Source organism: Kitasatospora sp. NBC_01250 (genome assembly GCF_036226465.1).
Taxonomy (GTDB): Bacteria; Actinomycetota; Actinomycetes; order Streptomycetales; family Streptomycetaceae; genus Kitasatospora.
Genome location: NZ_CP108476.1, coordinates 641,071 through 658,626 on the forward strand (window position 1 = coordinate 641,071; position 17,556 = coordinate 658,626).

Consider the following 17,556-nt stretch of genomic DNA (forward strand, 5'->3'; position numbering starts at 1 on the left):
CGCACATCAAGTGACGAATACTCACCGTCAGTGACCGTGAGCGATTATCACCCTGCATCAGCCGCCGGGAGGCCGCCACCGGGAAGCCCCGGTCACGGCGGCCGTGACGGCCTCGGCCGAGGCCCCTTGACGACCACTGCGTTACGGTGCCGAGGAGTTCGTGAGTTGAACGGCCGGCCGGGCGGCGCCGGCGCGGGTGAGGGCGGAGACGGCGGCCAGCACGACCAGGTTGACCGCCAGGGCGATGACGCCGACGTTGAGGTCCTTCACCGGCTGCGGCAGGCCGGGCAGCAGTCCGCCGACGGTGGTGCTGGTGAGCGTGACCGCGGCGACGGTGGCGACACCGGCCAGGATGCCGGCCGCCGCGCCCTGCTTGGTGATCAGCCGCCGGGTCGGCAGGCTGAGCAGCAGGGCCGGGAAGAGCTGGGTGACCAGGGCGTAGCCCATCAGCAGCAGGTTCACCAGCGTGCTGCCGCCGTTGAAGGCGAACAGCAGGGCCACCGCCGCCACCACCGGAACCAGCGCCTTGGCGAGCCGGGCGACCGTCTCGTCACCGGCCTGCGGCCGGGCCAGGCGGAAGACGCTGTCGGCCAGGCTGGTGGCCGAGGCCATCAGCAGCAGCGAGCCGGGGACGAGTGCGGTGAGCAGTCCGGCGGCGCCGACCACGCCCACGAACCAGGGGTCGAAGGTCTTGACCGTGATCCGGAGCAGCGAGAGGTCGCCGTCGGAGCCCTTCAGGCCCGGCACGGCGATGATGGCGGCGAATCCGGCGAAGAAGACGAAGAGCAGGATCAGCTGGTACAGCGGCAGCACGACGGCGTTGCGGCGGAACACCTGCGGGTTCCTGGCGCTGTAGGAGGCACTGAAGGTGTGCGGCCACAGGTAGAAGCCGAGCGCGGAGAGCAGGACGGTCGAGGCGAACCAGGTCGGGCTCTGCCCGCTGTGGTGCAGCGTCAGAAAGCCGGGCTTCACGGTGTCGATCCGGTGGAACATCGCGCCGATGCCGCCGTAGTAGTGCACGGGCAGGTAGATGCCGAGGAAGACGACGACGCCCAGGATCATCGCGTCCTTCACCACCGAGGTCCACGCGGACCCGTGGATGCCGGAGACGGTGACGTACCCGGTGAGCGCGACCGTGCCGATGACCAGTGCGGTGTGCGGGGAGAGGTGGCCGTAGGAGGCGCTGGAGACGATGATGCCCATCCCGGTGAGCTGCAGCACCAGGTACGGGACCATCGCCACCACGCCGACCAGCGCGACCAGGGCGCCGAGCGCGGGGCTGTCGAACTTCTTGGCGAAGAAGTCGGCCTGGGAGACCAGCCGGTGCTGCTTGGCGTAGCGCCAGACCGCCGGCAGCAGCCAGTAGGAGAGCACGTACGCCGGCGCGGCGTAGGCGAGGATGTAGAAGGCCGGCCCGCCCTGTCCGTACGCCCAGCCCGAGGCGCCCAGGAAGGTGAAGGTGGTGTAGATGTCGCCGGCCAGCAGCACGAAGACCAGGACGCTCCCGAACCCCCGGCCGCCGACCGACCACTGTTCGAGCGTCATCTCCTTGCCGCCCCGGGCCCGCAGTCCCAGGAAGACCGCCAGCACCAGGAAGGCCGCGATCACCAGCAGCGCGGTCATGACGCACCCTCCGCGAGGTCGACGGCAGAGCTGGCGGGGTCGGCGGAGTCAGCAGGGTCGGCGGGCTGCCGGTTGGCCGGGTCCAGCCGGTAGACCAGCGCCATGATCGCGGAGCTGAGGACCACCCACAGGACGATCCAGAAGAGGATGAACGGCATCCCGAGGACGTAGGGCGTCATGCGGTTGGCGAAGAAGATGCCACCGAGGATCCCGAGGAAGGGGAGAGCGGCGAGCAGGGCGAGCAGCGGCCCCGCCGGCCGCGCGGAACCGCGCGCTGTGTCTGGGCTCATGATGGATCCCGTCGAACGTTGTCGGGACTGGCGTGAGGTGCGGGCGACAAGCGAGCTTGGCCGTGGCCTGCAATCACTGTCAAGACCATGTCACCCGCGGAGGGGCTGTCGACTCGCCCCCGGCCGTGCCGCCCCGGCGCGTGCGGCGTTGATCACCGTGTGAGCCATCCTCCTCTCCCCCGCACCGCCGACCCCCGCATCGCCTGGTCCGCGCCGGCCGCACCGCCCCCGGCCGACGCGAGTGCACCGGTCGTCCACGCGGAACCGGCGGCCGCCGACGACACCCTGCAGATCGACAGTTGCGCGGTCAACTGGGCCGAACTCGCCACCGCGCTGGCCGACGCCGACGTCCCCCTGCAGGTCGGCGACACCGCGGTGCTGCGCACCCTGGCCAAGCTCGACCACGCCACGGTGACGGTGCTGACCCGCTGGCTCCGCACCACCGGCCGCCAGCCGCCGGGGTGAGCGGCTCCGGCCGGCCGAATGGACAGTCCCGGCTACCGGCCCTGGCCGCACTGATCACCAGGCCGCTCGGCGGCCAGGGTACGGCCGAGCAGGGCGAGCAGGCGGTCCCAGTGGCGCTGCAGCGCGGCGGGGTTGAAGGCGTCGGTGTCGGCCATGCTGAAGCCGTGGACGGTGCCGGGGTAGATCTCGCAGGTGTGGTCGACTCCTGCGCCGTCCAGGGCCCGGGTGAGCCCCGTCAGCGACTCGGGCGTCATGTCGCCCTCGGCGAGGCCGAGGTGGACCTGGGCGGTGATCTGCGGGAAGGAGCGGTGCGGGCTGTCGGGCGCGCCCGTGACCAGGAAGAACGGATGGAACCCTGCTGGACCACCACACCCGGACGCCCTGAGCCGCGTCCGCCACGACCGCCCCGCCGACTTCCGGCACTCCCGCATCCGGTGCAGAAGAGTGGAGTGCGGCGCAGCCGGCGTGCGCCTGGAGCCCACTGGCAACGCATCTGACCACTCGGCCCCCATTCGAGGGGCCGCGCAGCGAGAGGACATCCATGCGCCCCGGACGACTCGCCGGCACGGGCCTGGCAGCGGTGGCACTGACAGCCATCCTCGCCGGCCCCGCACAGGCCGACGCCCTTCCCGAGACCGTGTCCGTCACCGGCTCGCCGAGCGGCGTCACCGCCATCTGCCCCGACGGCCTGCACCCGGACAACAACTGGACCCTCACCAACGGCGACGGCACCCCGCTCGGCAACGACCAGCGCTGGCGGTGGACGGTCGGCCCCGGCGCGCAATCCATCAGCGCCTGGATCGCCCCCTACCTCGACTCGCCGCCCCCGCCCCCCAGCATCACCCTGACGATCTCCTGCATCTGCTGAGCGACGACAGCGCAGGGGTGCGGCACCTGCTGCCGCACCCCTGCGCCATGCCATCCCGGTGGAGCCCCGTCCCGGAGGAAGCCCGGCCCCGCACTCGCCTCCCTCAGCGGGAGCGGACGCGCTCCGGGGCCCGGGCGGGCGGCAGCGGCGCCGGGGCGGGGCGGCCGGATCCGGGGATCGAGCCGAGGTGGCTCTGGAGCCGCGCGTGGCGGAACTGGTAGACGGCCCCGACCTGGCGCAGCACTCCGCGGTGGTAGGCGTCGTCGAGGAAGGCGGCGGTCGCCCAGGGCAGCCGGCCGGTCAGCGGCAGCCAGATGCGGGTGAAGAGCACCCACTGGCCCCAGGCGGTCAGCGCCAGGGCGTAGCAGAGCGCGCCCGCCAGGCCGCCGGTGGCGCCGATCACGAATCCCGGGAGCAGGTGCCAGCTGAGCGGGCCCAGGAAACCCTGGAACAGGTCCGCGATCAGCCGGCCGCCGAAGGTGATCGCGAGGGTGAGCAGCGGCAGGAAGAGCAGCGCCTGGCGGACCACGGTGCCGCGGTTGACGGCCAGCAGGTCCGCCGGGGTGGCGGCGGAGCCGGGATCCAGCGGTGTCTCCAGCGCGGCCATCAGGGTGAGCACCAGCGCGCCCGCCACTCCGAAGAGGAGCCCGAACAGGAGCGAGTCGACCAGCATGGCCCGGATCGCCGTCCCGCCGGCCGGCAGGGTCCCGTAGTGCTCCTGCGCCACCAGGCGGGCCGGGCCGTAGCCGGCTCCCACCGTGCAGCCGCCCAGGAGTCCGACGCAGAACGAGGTGCGGAGTCTGCGCGGCTGGGCGCCGCCGGCCCCTCGGCCGCGGCCGGGGAGCCTCGGCCGCATGCGGGAGGGTTCGAACGCGTTGCCGCTGAGGGTGGCCATGGTCCCGTAGATCACCCCGAAGGCGAGCCCGACCGTCGGGCCGAACAGAAGGGCGTCCGCCAGGTCGGCACGGAGCACCGACGCCGCACCGTGACCGCTGATCAGGTGCACGGCCGCGGAGACGAGGAAGCCGGAGGCGGCCGTGACCAGGGAACAGGCCAGAACGACGGCGAGGATGCGCGAGAACAGGCTCAGCGAACCGGAGAGCTGCCACCACGCCAGGTCCTGGCGGTCGCGCTGCTCCGGCCGGTCGAGGTGCCTGGCGAGGTAGCCCAGGTAGTGCCGGGCGCGTTCCGGCTCCCACCCGCGGTGCGGGCGTCCGGGGCCGGCCGGGGCCTTGGGCCGCCGGCGGTAGACGGTCGGCACGAAGCCGGCCAGCAGGTGCTCCTCCAGGGCCTCGGGGGTCGGGAAGCGGGCGCTGTCCAGCAGGTCGGCCGAGTCCTGTCCCGGGACGTCGCTGTACCGGGTCCGGGCCAACAGCACCATCAGCGGGGTGCTCAGCACGGTGGCGAGGTTGGCGCTGGAGCGACTGTCCGGGCTGCTGCTCAGCCCGTCCAGCACGGGATCCCAGACGGTCGCGGCCGGTCCCGAGCGCGGGCCCGGCGTGCGCGGGCCCGGCGCGGTGGGGCGCGCGGTCCGCGGCAGGTAGTGGACCAGGTCGTCGGTGGTCAGGTCGGTCAGTTCGATGCCGGCGGCCTTCCTGAGCACCTCGGTCGCGGCGGCGTCGGCGAACTGCTCGGTGCGGCTGGTCAGCAGCAGGGGCAGCGAGATCGCGTTGAGTTCCCGCAGGGCGGCCCCGTGCAGGCCGTGGGCGATCTCGTCGAAGCCGTCCAGCACCGGCAGGATCCAGCCCGCGTCCACCAGCGAGGCCGCCAGGGTCAGGCGGCCCGGCGTGCGCGCGGCGAGGTTCGGGTGGTCGCGCAGCAGCCGTTCGATGAGCCAGTCGCGCAGCGCGGTGGCGGTCGGGTCCCACGATCCGATGCTGAAGAGGACCGGCACCGGATCGCTGTCGGTGCGGCCCGCCAAGTAGTCGAGGACGAAGCGCAGCATCAGGACGGTCTTGCCGGACCCGGCCCGGCCGAGCACCACCAGCCGCCCGGAGCCGATCCGCCGGTAGACCTCGGTCACCTGGGCCAGACCGCCGTCCAGGGAGAGCGGCACCGGCGCGGCACCGGGCAGCGCCCCGCTGATGTTGCCCCAGTGGTCCAACAGACCCTCAGGTACCGAGCGCCACCGCAGCGGCAGCGGGAACGGGTCGTGGATCCGGCGCTGCTCCTCCTCGCGTATCCAGCGGCTGTGGACGTCGCGTGCCAGCGACTCGGCGACCTCGGCCAGGGCACCCCGGGGCGGCAGCACGCCGACCCGCACCGGGTCGGGCGCGGGGGCGGGGGCTGGGGCGGGGGTTGCGCTTTCCTCGGGGGCCGGCGCCATGGGGGCGGCGCCGGTGGCCTCGGCGGCGGCGTCCCCGTCGCGGCGCGCGGCCAGCAGGTCCCGCCAGACGTCGTCGCGATCGCGTCCCAGGGCATCGGCCAGGGCCTGGGCGACCTGTTTCACCGTCCCCATCCGGGCGTCCGTGGGCTTGCCGGTTTCCAGCCGGTGAATGGTCCGGACCCCCAGTCCGGACCGCCGGGCCAACTGCTCCTGCGTCAGTCCCGCCTCACGCCGCAGCCCATGGAGCAGGGGACCCAACTGGCTGCTCACTTCGACGTCCTCGCTCCACAAACCGCACTTTCCGCTGACGTCGGATCACTGTACTGGGGTTCCGGCCATATCTGGCCGGTGCTTGGCCTGGTGCTCTGACCTGCCGGAACGTCAGCATGGTCACCGGACGCCCCGACCACCGGCACAGAGCGCGACGCCGACGGTGCAGGCGACCGGCTCGCGGAGGCGGCGGATCGAGAGTCCGCCGGGCCCCCGATCGGAACCAAGGAAGTTGGCACGCATGGCACGCATGGTCGCACCGAACCCGAGGACGCTCCCGGACACGCTCAGCCGTCGCCGCACGGGGCTGTCGCCCAGCGGCCTGCGCCGGCAGGACGACACCTCGTGGACGAACACCCTCGGCACTCTCGGCACCGGGGGCACCCGGGGCGCGGAGCGGAGCGTGGGGCTCACCGTCGTCCGCTGACGCGAAGGAAGGGAAAGACCGGGCCCGCCCGGTCTCGGCCGCGGCGACCGCACACGGCCCGGCTTGGCCGCGCGAGGGGAGGGCCAAGCCGGGCCGTGTGTGGTCGCCGCGCTCGGGGTTTCGGGGCGCGGGGCGCGGGGTTCAGCGCGCGGGGCTCGGGGCCCCTGGGTTCGCCGAGCTGCTCAGCTGTCCTCGGGCTTGACCTCGCTGTCGACGAACTCGCCGATGGCCTCGAAGACCGCGCCCGGCTGCTCGAGGTGGGGGAAGTGCCCGGCCTCGGCGATCGGCCGGAAGGTGGCACGGGGGAAGGAGTCGGCCAGGGCGCGCTCGTACGCGAGCGGAACGATGCCGTCCTGCTCCCCGGCGAGCACCAGCACCGGGACGGTGACGCGGTGCAGGCGGCCGCGCAGCTTCGGGTCGTGGCAGAACGGATCACCGGCATAGCGCGCCAGGGTGCGCTGGTTGGCGGCGAAGACGGCCTTCTGCTCGTCGCTGAGGGCGGCGGGGTCGGGGCGCAGGGCGGGGTTGTGGAAGGCGAGTTCGCCGGTGCGGACCGGGCCGATCTCGGCCGGGTTCGCGATGACCAGCGGGGGCTCGGGGGTGATGCCGGTGGCGCCGAGCAGGACCAGGCCGGCGATCCGGTTGCGGGTGTCGCGCAGGCCCATCTCGGCGGCGATCCAGCCACCGACGGAGCTGCCGGCCACCATCACCCCGTGCAGCCCGAGCTCGTCGAGCAGGTCGAGGTAGGCGGTGGCCAGGTCGGCGACGGAGTCGGTCCCGTCGGGGCGGGGCGTGCCGTCGAACCCGGGGTGGGTCGGGACGACGACGTAGGCGTGCCGGGACATGCCGGCGGCGAAGCCGGCCATCGAGCGCGGTCCGGCGCCGCCGTGCAGCATCAGCACGCCGGTGCCGTCCGTGCTCTCGCCGAACTCCTGGATCGTGACGCTCGGACCGTGGCGCAGATCGATGGTGCGGGTGGTGCTGACGGGGCTGGAGACAGTCATGTGCGTCGGCTTCCTGCTCTTGGGGCGGGGTGGGTTGCTGGGTTCGCGGTCGGCCGCGGGCGGGGCCGGTGCCGGGGTCGCGGCATGCGCGGCGGGCCGGTCACTCGGGGCTGGTCGCTCAGGGCCGCTCACTCGGGGCCGGTGACCGGCGTGGTGGCGTAGCGGCCCATCACCTCGGCGATGTCCGGCGGGGTCATCGCTCCGCCGCCGGCGATCATGTCGCCCAGGTCCCGGAAGTACTGGACGTAGAGGTCGGGCGTGAAGGTGTTGATCATCACCAGCGGCTGGTCCCCCGGGTTGGCGAAGGTGTGCGGGGCACCCGGCGGGACCATGACCAGCGTTCCGGCCGGCGCCTCGTGCAGCTCGTGGCTGACGGTGAACCTGGCGGTGCCGGAGACCACGTAGAAGCCCTCGTCGTGCTGGGCGTGGCGGTGCTGGGGCGGGCCTGCGGTGTACGGCGGGATGGTGATCTCGGCGACGCCGAGGCGGTGCGCGGTCGTGCTGCCGTCCTCCAGGATGCGGATCCGGGCCTGACCGAGGTCGATCACCTCGCCGCCGGTGGGAGTCGTGACGGACACGTTTGCTGTCATGGCCGATCCTTCGTGAGAGCTGACTCTCATGAGACTAGTCCGACAGAGCGATCTCATGCAAGTGCACTCTCATGATTGGCGTCGGCTCTCAGCCCAGGCGCGCACCTCCGCCGGGGGCTCGCCGCTCTGGGGCTCGCCGGCCTGGTGCGTCAGACCCCGACCGGCAGGCCGAGCAGGTGGACCTGGCGCAGGTTCGGTCGGGTGGGGTCCTGCGCGACACGCGAGCGGTGCCTGACCGTCACACCTGCGTGTACGTCCCCCTCCACAGTCCTCGACCCGTCGGCCAACTGCGCCACCCAGGCCGCGAACCCGTCCGCCGAGTCGACGTCGTCGCACGGTCCCAGCCCGAAGCCGTCCTCGTGGCGGCCGGGACCCCAGTCGTCACGCGTCTCCAGCCAGGCGGCGTGCAGGCGCGTGCTGGGCACGATCGGTTCGGGCATACGGCGACGACAGCGGGTCGCCACGGCCTCGCGGGTCGGCTCCCGGGATCACTCCGCCATCGCCTCGACCTTCGCCAGGAGGGTCAACGCGCCTTCGAGGTCGGCCTCGTGGCGGACGGGGTCACCGACGACCAGCCTGCGGTAGACCGCCACCGCCTGCTCGGCGAGGGGCAGGGCCTTCGCGCGGCGCCCCACCACCGACCACCAGGAGCCGAGGGTGTAGAGGCAGCGGGCGAGGTCGGGCTCGTAGCCGGCGGGGTCGTCGTCCGCCAGCCGCTGGTAGACCTCCACCGCCTGACGCTCCGTCTCCAGGGCCTCCGGGCGCCGGTCCATCGCCAGCAGGACGCCCAGGTTGTGCAACGAGCGGGCCAGGCCGGGCCGGTGGACGGCGGGATTACCGTCCACCAGTCGCCGGTGGATCTCCACCGCCTGCTCGGTGGCGGTCAGCGCCTCCGGGCGCCGTTTTGCCTGTGCCAGCCGGACGCCGAGGTTGTACAGCGAGCAGGCGAGGCCTGCTTCGTGGAGGGCGGGGCTGCCCTCGACCAGCCGGCGGTACAGCTCCACCGCCTGCTGCTCGGCCTCCAGGGCCTCCGCATGTCGCCCCACCGCAGCCAGGTGCCCGCCGAGGTTGTCCAACGAGTGGGCCAGGCCGGGTTCGTGGGCTGCGGGGTTGCCGGCTGCGAGCTGCCGGTACAGCTCCACCACCTGCTGGGTGGCGGTCAGCGCCTGCTCGTGCCGCCCCGCCTCCGACAACCGGAGGGCGAGGTTGGAAAGTGAACGGGCCAGCTGCGGCTCGTGGGCGGCGGGATGGTCGGCCGCCAGCCGGCGCTGGATCCGCACCGCCTGCTCGGTGGCGGTCAGGGCCTCTGCATGCCGTCGCACGGTCGCCAGACCTACACCGAGATTCGTCAGCGAGGTCGCCAGAGCGGGCTCGTAAGCGGCGGGCTCGTCGGCCGCCAGCCGGCGGTAGACCCTCACCGCTTGCTGCACCGTCTCCAGAGCTTCCGCATGCCGCCCCACCGCCGAGAACCGAACGCCGAGGTGCGCCAGCGCACGGGCCAGATTGGGCTCGTGGGCAGCGGGACTGTCGGCCGCCAGCGGCCGGCAGAGCTCGACCGCTTGCTGATCGGCGGCCAAGGCCTCCCTGAGTCGCCCCACCTCCGACAATCGGACACCGAGGTTGGTCAGCACGGTGGCGAGATCGGGCTCATGGACGGCGGGGTTGCCGGCCGCCAACCCTCGTTGGATGTCCACCGCCTGCTCGGTGACGGTCAGGGCCTCCGCAGAGCGCCCCGCTTCCGCCAACCGGGTGCCCAGGTTGGACAGCGAGGTCGCCAGGGCGTGCTGGTAGACCTCGGGATGCCGGGCAGCCAGCCTGCGGTAGATCTTCACCGCCTGCTCGATGACACCCAGGGCCTCCGCGCTCGGCCCCAGGTCCGCCAGGTGCACGCTGAGGTTGGACAGCGAGCGCGCCAGGTCGGACTCATGGGCGGCGCGATTGCCGGCTGCCAGCTGCCGGTACCTCCCCGCCGCCTCCTGGGTGGCCTCCAGAGCCTCCTTGCGCAGCCCCGCTGCCGACAGCCGGATACCGAGGTTCGACAACGAGCGGGCGAGATCGGGCTCGTAGGCGGCAGTGTTGTGGGCCGCCAGCCTGCGCCAGATCTCCACCGCCTGCTGCTCGGCCTCCAACGCGGCCCCACGCTGCCCCACCGCCGACAGATGATTGCCGAGGTTCGACAGCGAGTGCGCAAGATCCGGCTCGTGAACGGCCGGACTGCCCTCCGCCAGCCTGCGCCGGATCGCCATCGCCTGCTGCTCGGCCTCCAACGCCTCCCCGTGCCGCCCCACCGCCGACAGATGATTGCCGAGATTGGACAGCGCGGTCGCAAGGTCGGGCTCGTGAACGGCCGGACTGCCCTCCGCCAGCCTGCGCCGAATCGCCACCGCCCGCTCGGTGACGGTCAGGGCCTCCGCCTGCTGCCCCAGATCCGCCAGGTGAGCGCCGAGGTTGGACAGTGAGCGCGCCAGGTCGGGCTCGTGTGCTGCGCGGCTGTCGGCCGCCAGGCCCTGGTAGATCGCCACCGCCCTCCGTTCGGCCGCCAGACCCTTCCCACGCCACCCCGACTTCGCGAGCTGCGCACCGAGATTGGACAGCGAGCGGGCCAGCGCAGGCTCGTAGGCGGCAGGGGCCCCGGCTGCCAGACCCCGGTAGATCCCCACCGCCTGCCTGGTGGCCGCCAAGGCTTCACTGCGCTTGCCCACCTCCCACAACCAGGCTCCGAGGTTCGACAACGAGCGGGCCAGGTCGGATTGGTAGGCGGCGGGGATCCCGGCCGCCAGACCCCGGTAGATCGCCACCGCCTGCTCGGTGTCCTCCAACGCCTCCCCGCGCCTGCCCGCCTCCGCCAACCGGACGCCGCGGTTCGACAACGAGCGGGCCAGGTCACGCTCGTAGGCGGCGGGATTGTCGCCGGCCAGCCTCCGGTGGATCTCCAGCGCCTGCTCGGTGGCGGTCAGTGCCTCCGCGCGCTTCCCCGCCTGCGACAACCAGGCACCGAGGTTCGAGAGCGAGGCCGCGAGGTCGGGCTCATGGACAGCGGGATTGCCGATCGCCAGTCGCCGGTGGATCTCCACCGCCTCCTCCTCGGCCTCCAGAGCCTCCGTGTACCGGCCCACCTCCGACAACCGGGCACCGAGGTTCGACAACGAATCGGCGAGAGCGGGTTCGTACGCAGCACGGTCATCGGCCACCAGCCTGCGCCGGATCTCCACCGCCTGCTCGGTGACGCTCAGGCCCTCCGTGCGCCGCCCCGCATCCGACAACCGGACGCCGAGGTTCGACAGCGAGTGGGCAAGCTCGGGCTCGTGGGCGGCAGCGTTGCCGTCCGCCAGCCTCCGGTAGATCTCCACCGCTCGTACAGCGGCGTCCAAGGCCTCCTTGCTCCGCCCCAGCTCCGCCAGCTGGACCCCGAGGTTCGACAAGGAACGGGCGAGAGCGGGTTCGTAAGCAGCGGGGTCGCCGGCCGCCAGCCTGCGCCGGATCGCCACCGCTTCCTGCTCCGCGGCCAGGCCCTCCTTGCGCCGCCCCACCTCTCCCCACCGGTTGCCGAGGTTGGACAGCGCCGCGGCGAGGCTGGGCTCGTGGGCAGCGGGGTCGACGGCCGCGCGCTCCCGCAGCTCCTGGGTGAGGGCGGTGGTGAGTTTGAGGGCGAAGGGTGCGGTGACGCGGGAGGGGTACGGGAGCGCGTCGGTGGCGGTCAGCAGGGCCTGGTGGTCGAGTGGGGTGCTGTCCAGGGCCGCATCGAGGGTCTTCAGGACGCGGTCGCTCTTGTCGGTGCGGGCGGCGTTGTAATGGGCGATGGCGGCGCGCACCAGGACAGTGACGGCCTGGGACTGCTGGGTGGCAGAACCCGCTGCGAGGAGGGCGGGCAGCGCGACGGCGCCCTCCCTGAGAGCCTCGGACGCGTGGTACTCGGCGATTCGGTCGGGTTGGAGGGATCCCCAGTAGCGGTTCGCTCCATCGGCGGGGTACAGGGAGGCAAGCCAGTCCGCAGCCGATTCCCTCTTGTCGGCGGACAGACCGGGCAGCGTGGCGATCACCTGAAGCGCTTCGTCCGGGCTGCCGGCCCCGCACAGCACGGCGATGGCGACGGCGCCACCCAGGACCTTGGGCCTGAGGCCGAGCTGGTGATCAGGCGAACCTGCGCTGCGCACCCAGAACGCTCGCTCGTGTCTGCGCAGGACCTCCTCCGGCTCGGTGCCGGCAGCCACCTCGACGGGCCGAGGTCCGTGCTGCAGCAACTCGACCAGGGCGGCCAGTTGCAGGGTGAGGACGTTGCCGTAGCCGTCCTCGTGCACATCGGCCGGAGGGCGGAGCGTGTAGGCCAGGGACAACCAGTCGTGCGCGGGCAAGGCGCGGATCCGCGGCAGCAGGCGGGCGAGGTCGTCGGCGGCGCGGCGGAAGGCGTTCCGCCGGTCCGTGGGGATGAGCGGGTTGAGCGGGATGACGGGGGCCTGTCCGAGGAGGTCCCGCACGGCGGCGTCCGCCTGAACGGAGCCCTCGCGCCAGTCGCCGTCAGCACGCGCGAGCAGCAGCAGCCGCACCCGGTGGCGGGAGCGGTGCAGCTGGGTGACGAGCCGATGAAGCAGCTGAGGGCGGGTCTCGGCGTAGTCGACGACCAGGAGCAGGTGGTGGGAGGTGTCCAGGGTGGTGAAGTCGGGCGGCTGCCCGTCCGGACCAGGACCGCCGGTGAGGTCCGAGCGCAGGTGTCCGGTGACCCAGGTGGGGTCGCCAGGAGGCGGGGTGAGCTCCCCGATGGTGCGGGTGAGCTCGCGGGCGAGGCGGGACTTGCCCTGTCCGCCAGGCCCGGTGACGACCCGTAGCGAGAAGGTGTCGCGCCCGTTCTCGCACCAGGCCTGCAGCTCGGCGAGTTCGGTCTCGCGGCCGTGGAAGGCGACGGCTTCGGCGCCCGCGCGCAGCAGCGCGGCGGGAGAGCCGAGGTCGCGGTCGACGGCGGCGGGGGCGAGCAGCGGGGCCGGCTCGACGGGTTCGAGGAGGGGCCGCCAGCCCGTGACCTCGGTGATGACGGTGCAGAAGTCCTCGTCGGTGAGGAGAGCGGCGGCGGTGGTGGCGGTCAGGCGCGCGCCGGTCCCGGCGCGGCGGTCGCCGTGGACGACGCCGCAGAGCAGGTCGTCGCCCGAGCCGGCGTCGGCGAGGACGGCGGCACCGGACATGCCCGCCCACAGGCTCCCGCCGGTGCCGGGGGTGGGGTCGGTGCTGGTGATCTCGTAGTGGCCGGCCAGGGCGCCGGTTCCCGGGGCGATGCGGCCGGTCAGCTGCTCGCCCAGGCGCCGGTCGCCGTCAGGATCCTTCTGCATGCTGGGGAAGCCGGTCGAGCCGACCGGGTGGGGGCGGGCGCCGATGAGCCGGCCGTACCGCTGGGGCGGCTTGGTGTCCAGACCCCCGAGCGACCACGGGACAGCCCAGTCCTGACCGTCCCGGACTTCGATCAGCGCGGCGTCCATGGTGTCGTCCCTGCGGTGCCAGCGCACGGCCGCGGAGTACTCCCGTCCATCGACGTCGGGCCAGCTCACCCGCACCGGATCCTCGGCCGCCGGATCCCGGTTGTCCAGGACGTGAGCGGCCGTCAGCACCAGACACGGCGCGACCAGGTACCCGGACCCGAATCCGGTCCTCTTCACCCCGTCCACCAGTCGCGTCACCCGGATCAGCACCCGGCGATCCAGCTCCACCAGACCTCCCCCACTCCCCCGGCTACTTCGGCAACCGCCCTGACGTGCTACTCCTCATCGCTGATGTCCACCGCATAAGCGCCCCCGGGCCCGTGCGGGGCCAGCTTCACCGTCAGCTTGTGGGTGTCCGTCGACCCGCGCTCCTTCTTCCCCCCGAGGCTGATCACGCTCCACCGCAGCCCGCCGTCGACCCCCGTACTGCGGGTCAGCTCCAGTCCGAGCTCGACGGTGATCTCCCCCAGCGTGAAGAGCACCCCCTGGTCACCGCCACCCGTCGGATCCGCGACCCGGCGCTGGGCCTCGGCGATCTGCTGCCGCAGCAGCGAGACGGCGTCCGCCAGGTCCAACCACTGCTCATCCGCACCATGCTCGTCGGACAACGTCCTCCCCCTCCAGTGCCGGCGTCGCGGGTGCGACCGCTGGCACTCTACCCCTCTCAACGACCCCATCCGACCCAGCAGTTGGCCGACCCCCGTGCAGGAGCGCCACCGCGCGGGAGTGCCTGCCGCCCGCAGGCCGGGTCACCAGGGCAGCGGACCGGCGGCGTTGCTGAACGTGGCGGTGGGGCCGTCGGCGCCGATCCGCGCCATCCGCACGATGGCCTCGGCGCCCTGCTCCACGGTCTGGGTTCCGGCGTGGTGGTTCAGGTCGGTGGCGGTGAAGCCCGGGTCGACGGCGTTGATCCGCACGTCGCCGTACGCCTTCGCGTACTGGACGGTGAGCATGTTCACCGCGGCCTTGGAGGCCGGGTAGGCGAGGTCCGGGTAGAAGTGCTCCGGCGCCGCCGGGTCGGCCAGCGCCGCGGTGGCGGACAGGCCGCTGCTGACGTTGACCACGACCGGGTTCGCCGAGCGGCGCAGCAGCGGCAGGAAGGCGTGCAGCACCCGGACCATGCCGAAGACGTTCGTCTCGAACACGGTCCGCACCAGGTCGGCGGTGACCTCGGCGGGGTCGAGGAAGGCGCCGTCGGGGTGGCGCGGCTCGATGCCGGCGTTGTTCACCAGCACGTCCAGGCCGCCCGCCGCCGCGATCGTCGTGACCGCGGCGGCGACGGAGGCGTCGTCGGTGATGTCGATCTGCACGAAGTGCGCGCCGAGCTCCTCGGCGGCCCGCCGGCCGCGCTCGGGGTCACGGGCCCCGAGGTGGACGGCGTGCCCGGCGGCGATCAGCCGGCGGGCGGTCTCGTGGCCGAGACCCTTGTTGGCGCCGGTGATGAGTGTGTTCGTCATGCCTCCAGGGTTGGCCGAGCGGAGGGCATCGGCCAGTGGTCGCGTTTTCCTGGGAACGGCAGTACCAGGACGGACCGCGACGTCACGAGGGGCCGGCTACGCGGCTCCGGTGAGCAGGGCGATCAGGCCGCGGGGTGCGGTGCCGTCGCCGCAGACGAGCCCGAAGACGTCGACGGCGTCGGCCGCGGCGGCGGCGCTGCGGGGGAACAGGGCCTGCTCGTACGCGCGCAGTGCGGCCTCGGCGTCGTCGGGATGCGCGGCGATCGCGTTGCCGAGCTCGGCGCCGTCGTACATCGCGAGGTTGGCGCCTTCGCCGGAGGGGGGCATCAGGTGGGCGGCGTCGCCGAGCAGGGTCACCCCGGGCACGCGGTCCCACCGGTGGTCGAGCGGCAGCGAGTGGATGGGCCGCAGGACCGGCGCGGTCTCACCCGCGGTGATCAGCGCCGTGAGCTCCGGCGCCCAGCCGTCGAACTCCGCCGCGATCCGCGCGGTGGCAACGGCGGGGTCGGTGAAGTCGATGCAGGCGAACCACTCCTGCGGCTTGTTGAGGGTGACGTAGGTGTGGAGGGTCCCGCCGCTCTCCCGGTGGGCCTGGATCCCCTTCTCCGGCGCGAGTGCGAACAGCGCCCCGCCGCCGACGGCCTTCGCGCTGGCCGGGTGCCGGGTGTCGCCGTCGAACAGGTAGGTCTCGACGAAGCAGGTGCCGACGTACGCGGGGGTGGCGTCGGAGAGCAGCGGCCGGACCCGCGACCACGCGCCGTCCGCACCGACCAGCAGGCTGGTGACGACGGTGCTGCCGTCGGCGAAGGCCACCTCGTGGCGGCCGCCGTCCAGGGCCCGGACACCGCTGACCTTGTGGCCCCAGCGGACGGTGCCGACGGGCAGCGAGTCGAGCAGGATCCGTCGCAGCTCGCCGCGCTGCACCTCGGGGCGCCCCCGGGTGCCGTCGTCGGGTTCGTCGAGCAGCACGGTGCCGTCCGGGTCGAGGACCCGTGTCGCCTCACGGCCTTCCAGGACCAGGGCGCGGAACTCGTCCGTCAGGTCCGCCGCCCGGAGCGCCGCCTGGCCGTTGTCCTCGTGGATGTCGAGCATTCCGCCCTGCGTGCGGGCGGTCGGCGAGGCCTCCGCTTCGTAGACGGTGGCCGTGATGCCGTGGACGTGCAGGACGCGGGCGAGGGTCAGCCCGCCGAGGCCGGCGCCGATGATCGTGACGTGCGGGGTCGTGACCTGCGGGGTGGTGACCTGCGGGGTCATGGGGGCTCCCATCTTTGGAATGCTGTTCCACAATCAGCCTGGAGCGGCGTTCCAGAGATGTCAAGCTGGAACAATGTTCCAGAGCTGTGCCAGGATGTCCTGGTGGCCACCAGAACGCGTCGCCCGGAGCGACGAGAGAACCCGCTCACCCGCGAGCGCATCGTCGGCGCCGCGGTCGAGCTGCTCGACGCGGCCGGCGAGGGCGGGCTGACCTTCCGCGCGCTGACCGAGCGCCTCGCCACCGGCCCCGGGGCGATCTACTGGCACGTGGCGAACAAGGGCGAGCTGCTCGACGCCGCGACCGACGCCGTCGTCACCGTGGCACTGGCCACGGCGCCCACCGGGCCCACTGGGCCCACGCAGTCGCCGCAGGAGAAGATCCACGCCGTCGCACTCGGCCTCTTCGACGCGATCGACGAACACCCTTGGCTCGCCACCCAGTTGGCCACCCAGTTCTCCCGCAGCCCCGCGCAGTCGGTGGCGCCGCGGATCTTCGAGAGCATCGGCCGCCAGGTCAGTGCGCTGGGCGTGCCCGCGGGCAGCCGGTTCACGGCGACCTCCGCCCTGATGCACTACATCCTCGGCGCCGCCGGCCAGAACGCCGCGAACGGCCGCGTTCTCGGGCCCAGCGCGGACCGCAGCGCGTTCCTCGACGCCGCATCCGAGGCGTGGAAGAAGCTCGACCCCGAGGAGTACCCGTTCACCCGGGCCGTCGCGGACGAGCTGCGCGAGCACGACGACCGCGAGCAGTTCCTCGCCGGGATCACCCTCATCCTCACCGGTATCACCCTTCGGATCACCTGAGCCTTCAAGTGCGGGCGGGGGACGGCGGCGGCGCCGAGCAGCCCGTGCCACCCGCGACAGGGGGCTGATACGCTCTCGAAATGACCACCTCCGACCAGGCGCCGCAGGCGGACGAGCCCGCCGAGCCGTGGCTCAGCCCGGCCGAACTGGACTCCTGGATGTCGGTGGTGCGCCTGATCACCCGCCTGCCCTGGGCCATCGATGCCCAGCTGCAGCGCGACGCCGAGCTGAGCATGGTCGAGTACATGACGCTGGCGATGCTCTCCGACGCCCCCGAGCTGACCCTGCGGATGAGCACGCTGGCCGAGCACACCAGCACCTCGCTGTCCCGGCTGTCGCACCTGGTCAAGCGCCTGGAGGGCCGCGGCTACGTCCGCCGCGAACCGGACCCGGCGGACGGCCGGTTCACCAACGCCATCCTGCTGCCCGCCGGGCTGGGCAAGCTGGAGTCGGCCGCGCCCGGTCACGTCGCCCACGTCCGCCGCCTCGTGGTGGACAACCTGTCCGGCGAACGCCTGCGCCGCCTCGGCCAGGACGCCGAGCGCATCCTGCAGCGCATCGACTCCCCCGCGCGCTGACCGCCGCGAGCGGCTCGATTCATCCAGTCCTTCCTGGCTCTTGCGCGCAGCCATGACTTGAAGGTTAAAGTGAATACCAGAAGGGCGCCGCCCCTTCGGGGCCATCGGCGCCACCTCGCCGCCACTGCGCGGCCG

Annotated in this window: 14 protein-coding genes and 2 pseudogenes; 5 read left to right on the forward strand and 11 right to left on the reverse strand. The window is 72.9% G+C overall.

Annotation, left to right across the window (positions count from 1 at the left end):
- Positions 1-141: 141 nt before the first annotated feature.
- Together OG500_RS03055 and OG500_RS03060 are read right to left on the reverse strand one after the other, a co-directional pair.
- On the reverse strand, positions 142-1,623 hold the full coding sequence (locus OG500_RS03055; protein WP_329576238.1) for a sodium:solute symporter family protein: 1,482 nt from the start codon (positions 1,621-1,623) through the stop codon (positions 142-144).
- Positions 1,620-1,913, reverse strand: a complete 294-nt coding sequence (locus tag OG500_RS03060) for a DUF3311 domain-containing protein (RefSeq protein ID WP_327064798.1) — start codon at positions 1,911-1,913, stop codon at positions 1,620-1,622. Before OG500_RS03060 ends, OG500_RS03055 begins: the two co-directional genes overlap by 4 nt.
- A gap of 159 nt (positions 1,914-2,072) precedes the next feature.
- Between OG500_RS03060 and OG500_RS03065 the strand changes: the two genes are divergently transcribed.
- Complete coding sequence (locus OG500_RS03065; protein ID WP_327064799.1) at positions 2,073-2,378, forward strand: hypothetical protein; 306 nt, start codon at positions 2,073-2,075, stop codon at positions 2,376-2,378.
- A gap of 32 nt (positions 2,379-2,410) precedes the next feature.
- On the opposite strand, the pseudogene OG500_RS03070 reads toward OG500_RS03065, so the two are convergent.
- Positions 2,411-2,737 (reverse strand): annotated as a pseudogene (locus OG500_RS03070) (dienelactone hydrolase family protein); the annotation flags it as partial.
- A gap of 182 nt (positions 2,738-2,919) precedes the next feature.
- On the opposite strand from OG500_RS03070, the gene OG500_RS03075 reads away from it, so the two are divergent.
- Positions 2,920-3,246, forward strand: a complete 327-nt coding sequence (locus OG500_RS03075; protein ID WP_329576241.1) for a hypothetical protein — start codon at positions 2,920-2,922, stop codon at positions 3,244-3,246.
- A 103-nt stretch (positions 3,247-3,349) separates the two neighbouring features.
- Here OG500_RS03075 and OG500_RS03080 read toward each other — a convergent pair whose 3' ends face one another.
- Positions 3,350-5,842, reverse strand: a complete 2,493-nt coding sequence (locus OG500_RS03080) for a helix-turn-helix domain-containing protein (RefSeq protein ID WP_329576244.1) — start codon at positions 5,840-5,842, stop codon at positions 3,350-3,352.
- Positions 5,843-6,083: 241 nt separating this feature from the next.
- Here OG500_RS03080 and OG500_RS03085 point away from each other — a divergent pair, with 241 nt between their 5' ends.
- Positions 6,084-6,269 (forward strand): hypothetical protein, encoded by a 186-nt coding sequence (locus OG500_RS03085; protein ID WP_329576247.1) that lies wholly within the window; start codon positions 6,084-6,086, stop codon positions 6,267-6,269.
- A 182-nt stretch (positions 6,270-6,451) separates the two neighbouring features.
- Here the strand turns inward: OG500_RS03085 and OG500_RS03090 are convergent, their stop codons facing one another.
- The 7 genes and pseudogenes from OG500_RS03090 to OG500_RS03120 form a co-directional block, all read right to left on the reverse strand.
- Complete coding sequence (locus OG500_RS03090; protein ID WP_327064803.1) at positions 6,452-7,273, reverse strand: alpha/beta fold hydrolase; 822 nt, start codon at positions 7,271-7,273, stop codon at positions 6,452-6,454.
- Between the two features lie 128 nt (positions 7,274-7,401).
- Positions 7,402-7,863 carry a cupin domain-containing protein gene (locus OG500_RS03095; protein ID WP_329576251.1) on the reverse strand — a complete coding sequence of 154 codons (462 nt, stop codon included), beginning with the start codon at positions 7,861-7,863 and terminating at the stop codon, positions 7,402-7,404.
- A gap of 170 nt (positions 7,864-8,033) precedes the next feature.
- Positions 8,034-8,129 (reverse strand): annotated as a pseudogene (locus OG500_RS38045) (MOSC domain-containing protein); the annotation flags it as partial.
- Positions 8,130-8,351: 222 nt separating this feature from the next.
- Entirely contained in the window at positions 8,352-13,556 is a 5,205-nt protein-coding gene (locus OG500_RS03105) for a tetratricopeptide repeat protein (protein WP_329576254.1), read from the reverse strand.
- 47 nt (positions 13,557-13,603) lie between these two features.
- Positions 13,604-13,936, reverse strand: a complete 333-nt coding sequence (locus OG500_RS03110; protein ID WP_327064806.1) for a trypco2 family protein — start codon at positions 13,934-13,936, stop codon at positions 13,604-13,606.
- A 141-nt stretch (positions 13,937-14,077) separates the two neighbouring features.
- Positions 14,078-14,785 (reverse strand): SDR family NAD(P)-dependent oxidoreductase, encoded by a 708-nt coding sequence (locus OG500_RS03115; protein WP_327064807.1) that lies wholly within the window; start codon positions 14,783-14,785, stop codon positions 14,078-14,080.
- Positions 14,786-14,881: 96 nt separating this feature from the next.
- Positions 14,882-16,051, reverse strand: coding sequence for an FAD-dependent oxidoreductase (locus tag OG500_RS03120; protein WP_329576258.1), 1,170 nt, complete (start codon positions 16,049-16,051; stop codon positions 14,882-14,884).
- Between the two features lie 90 nt (positions 16,052-16,141).
- Between OG500_RS03120 and OG500_RS03125 the strand changes: the two genes are divergently transcribed.
- Both OG500_RS03125 and OG500_RS03130 read left to right on the forward strand, forming a co-directional pair.
- A complete protein-coding gene (locus OG500_RS03125; RefSeq protein WP_329576261.1) occupies positions 16,142-16,843 on the forward strand; it encodes a TetR/AcrR family transcriptional regulator in 702 nt (233 codons plus the stop codon).
- Between the two features lie 80 nt (positions 16,844-16,923).
- Positions 16,924-17,421 (forward strand): MarR family winged helix-turn-helix transcriptional regulator, encoded by a 498-nt coding sequence (locus OG500_RS03130; protein ID WP_327064810.1) that lies wholly within the window; start codon positions 16,924-16,926, stop codon positions 17,419-17,421.
- Positions 17,422-17,556: the final 135 nt, after the last annotated feature.

What these genes read in the sequence shown, in the direction of transcription:
- OG500_RS03075 (WP_329576241.1), top strand. Translation starts at nt 2,920, where the DNA reads ATGCGCCCCGGACGACTCGCCGGCACGGGCCTGGCAGCGGTGGCACTG.
- OG500_RS03130 (WP_327064810.1), top strand. Translation starts at nt 16,924, where the DNA reads ATGACCACCTCCGACCAGGCGCCGCAGGCGGACGAGCCCGCCGAGCCG.
- OG500_RS03085 (WP_329576247.1), top strand. Translation starts at nt 6,084, where the DNA reads ATGGCACGCATGGTCGCACCGAACCCGAGGACGCTCCCGGACACGCTC.
- OG500_RS03095 (WP_329576251.1), bottom strand. Translation starts at nt 7,863, where the DNA reads ATGACAGCAAACGTGTCCGTCACGACTCCCACCGGCGGCGAGGTGATC.
- OG500_RS03115 (WP_327064807.1), bottom strand. Translation starts at nt 14,785, where the DNA reads ATGACGAACACACTCATCACCGGCGCCAACAAGGGTCTCGGCCACGAG.
- OG500_RS03090 (WP_327064803.1), bottom strand. Translation starts at nt 7,273, where the DNA reads ATGACTGTCTCCAGCCCCGTCAGCACCACCCGCACCATCGATCTGCGC.
- OG500_RS03055 (WP_329576238.1), bottom strand. Translation starts at nt 1,623, where the DNA reads ATGACCGCGCTGCTGGTGATCGCGGCCTTCCTGGTGCTGGCGGTCTTC.
- OG500_RS03060 (WP_327064798.1), bottom strand. Translation starts at nt 1,913, where the DNA reads ATGAGCCCAGACACAGCGCGCGGTTCCGCGCGGCCGGCGGGGCCGCTG.
- OG500_RS03120 (WP_329576258.1), bottom strand. Translation starts at nt 16,051, where the DNA reads ATGGGAGCCCCCATGACCCCGCAGGTCACCACCCCGCAGGTCACGACC.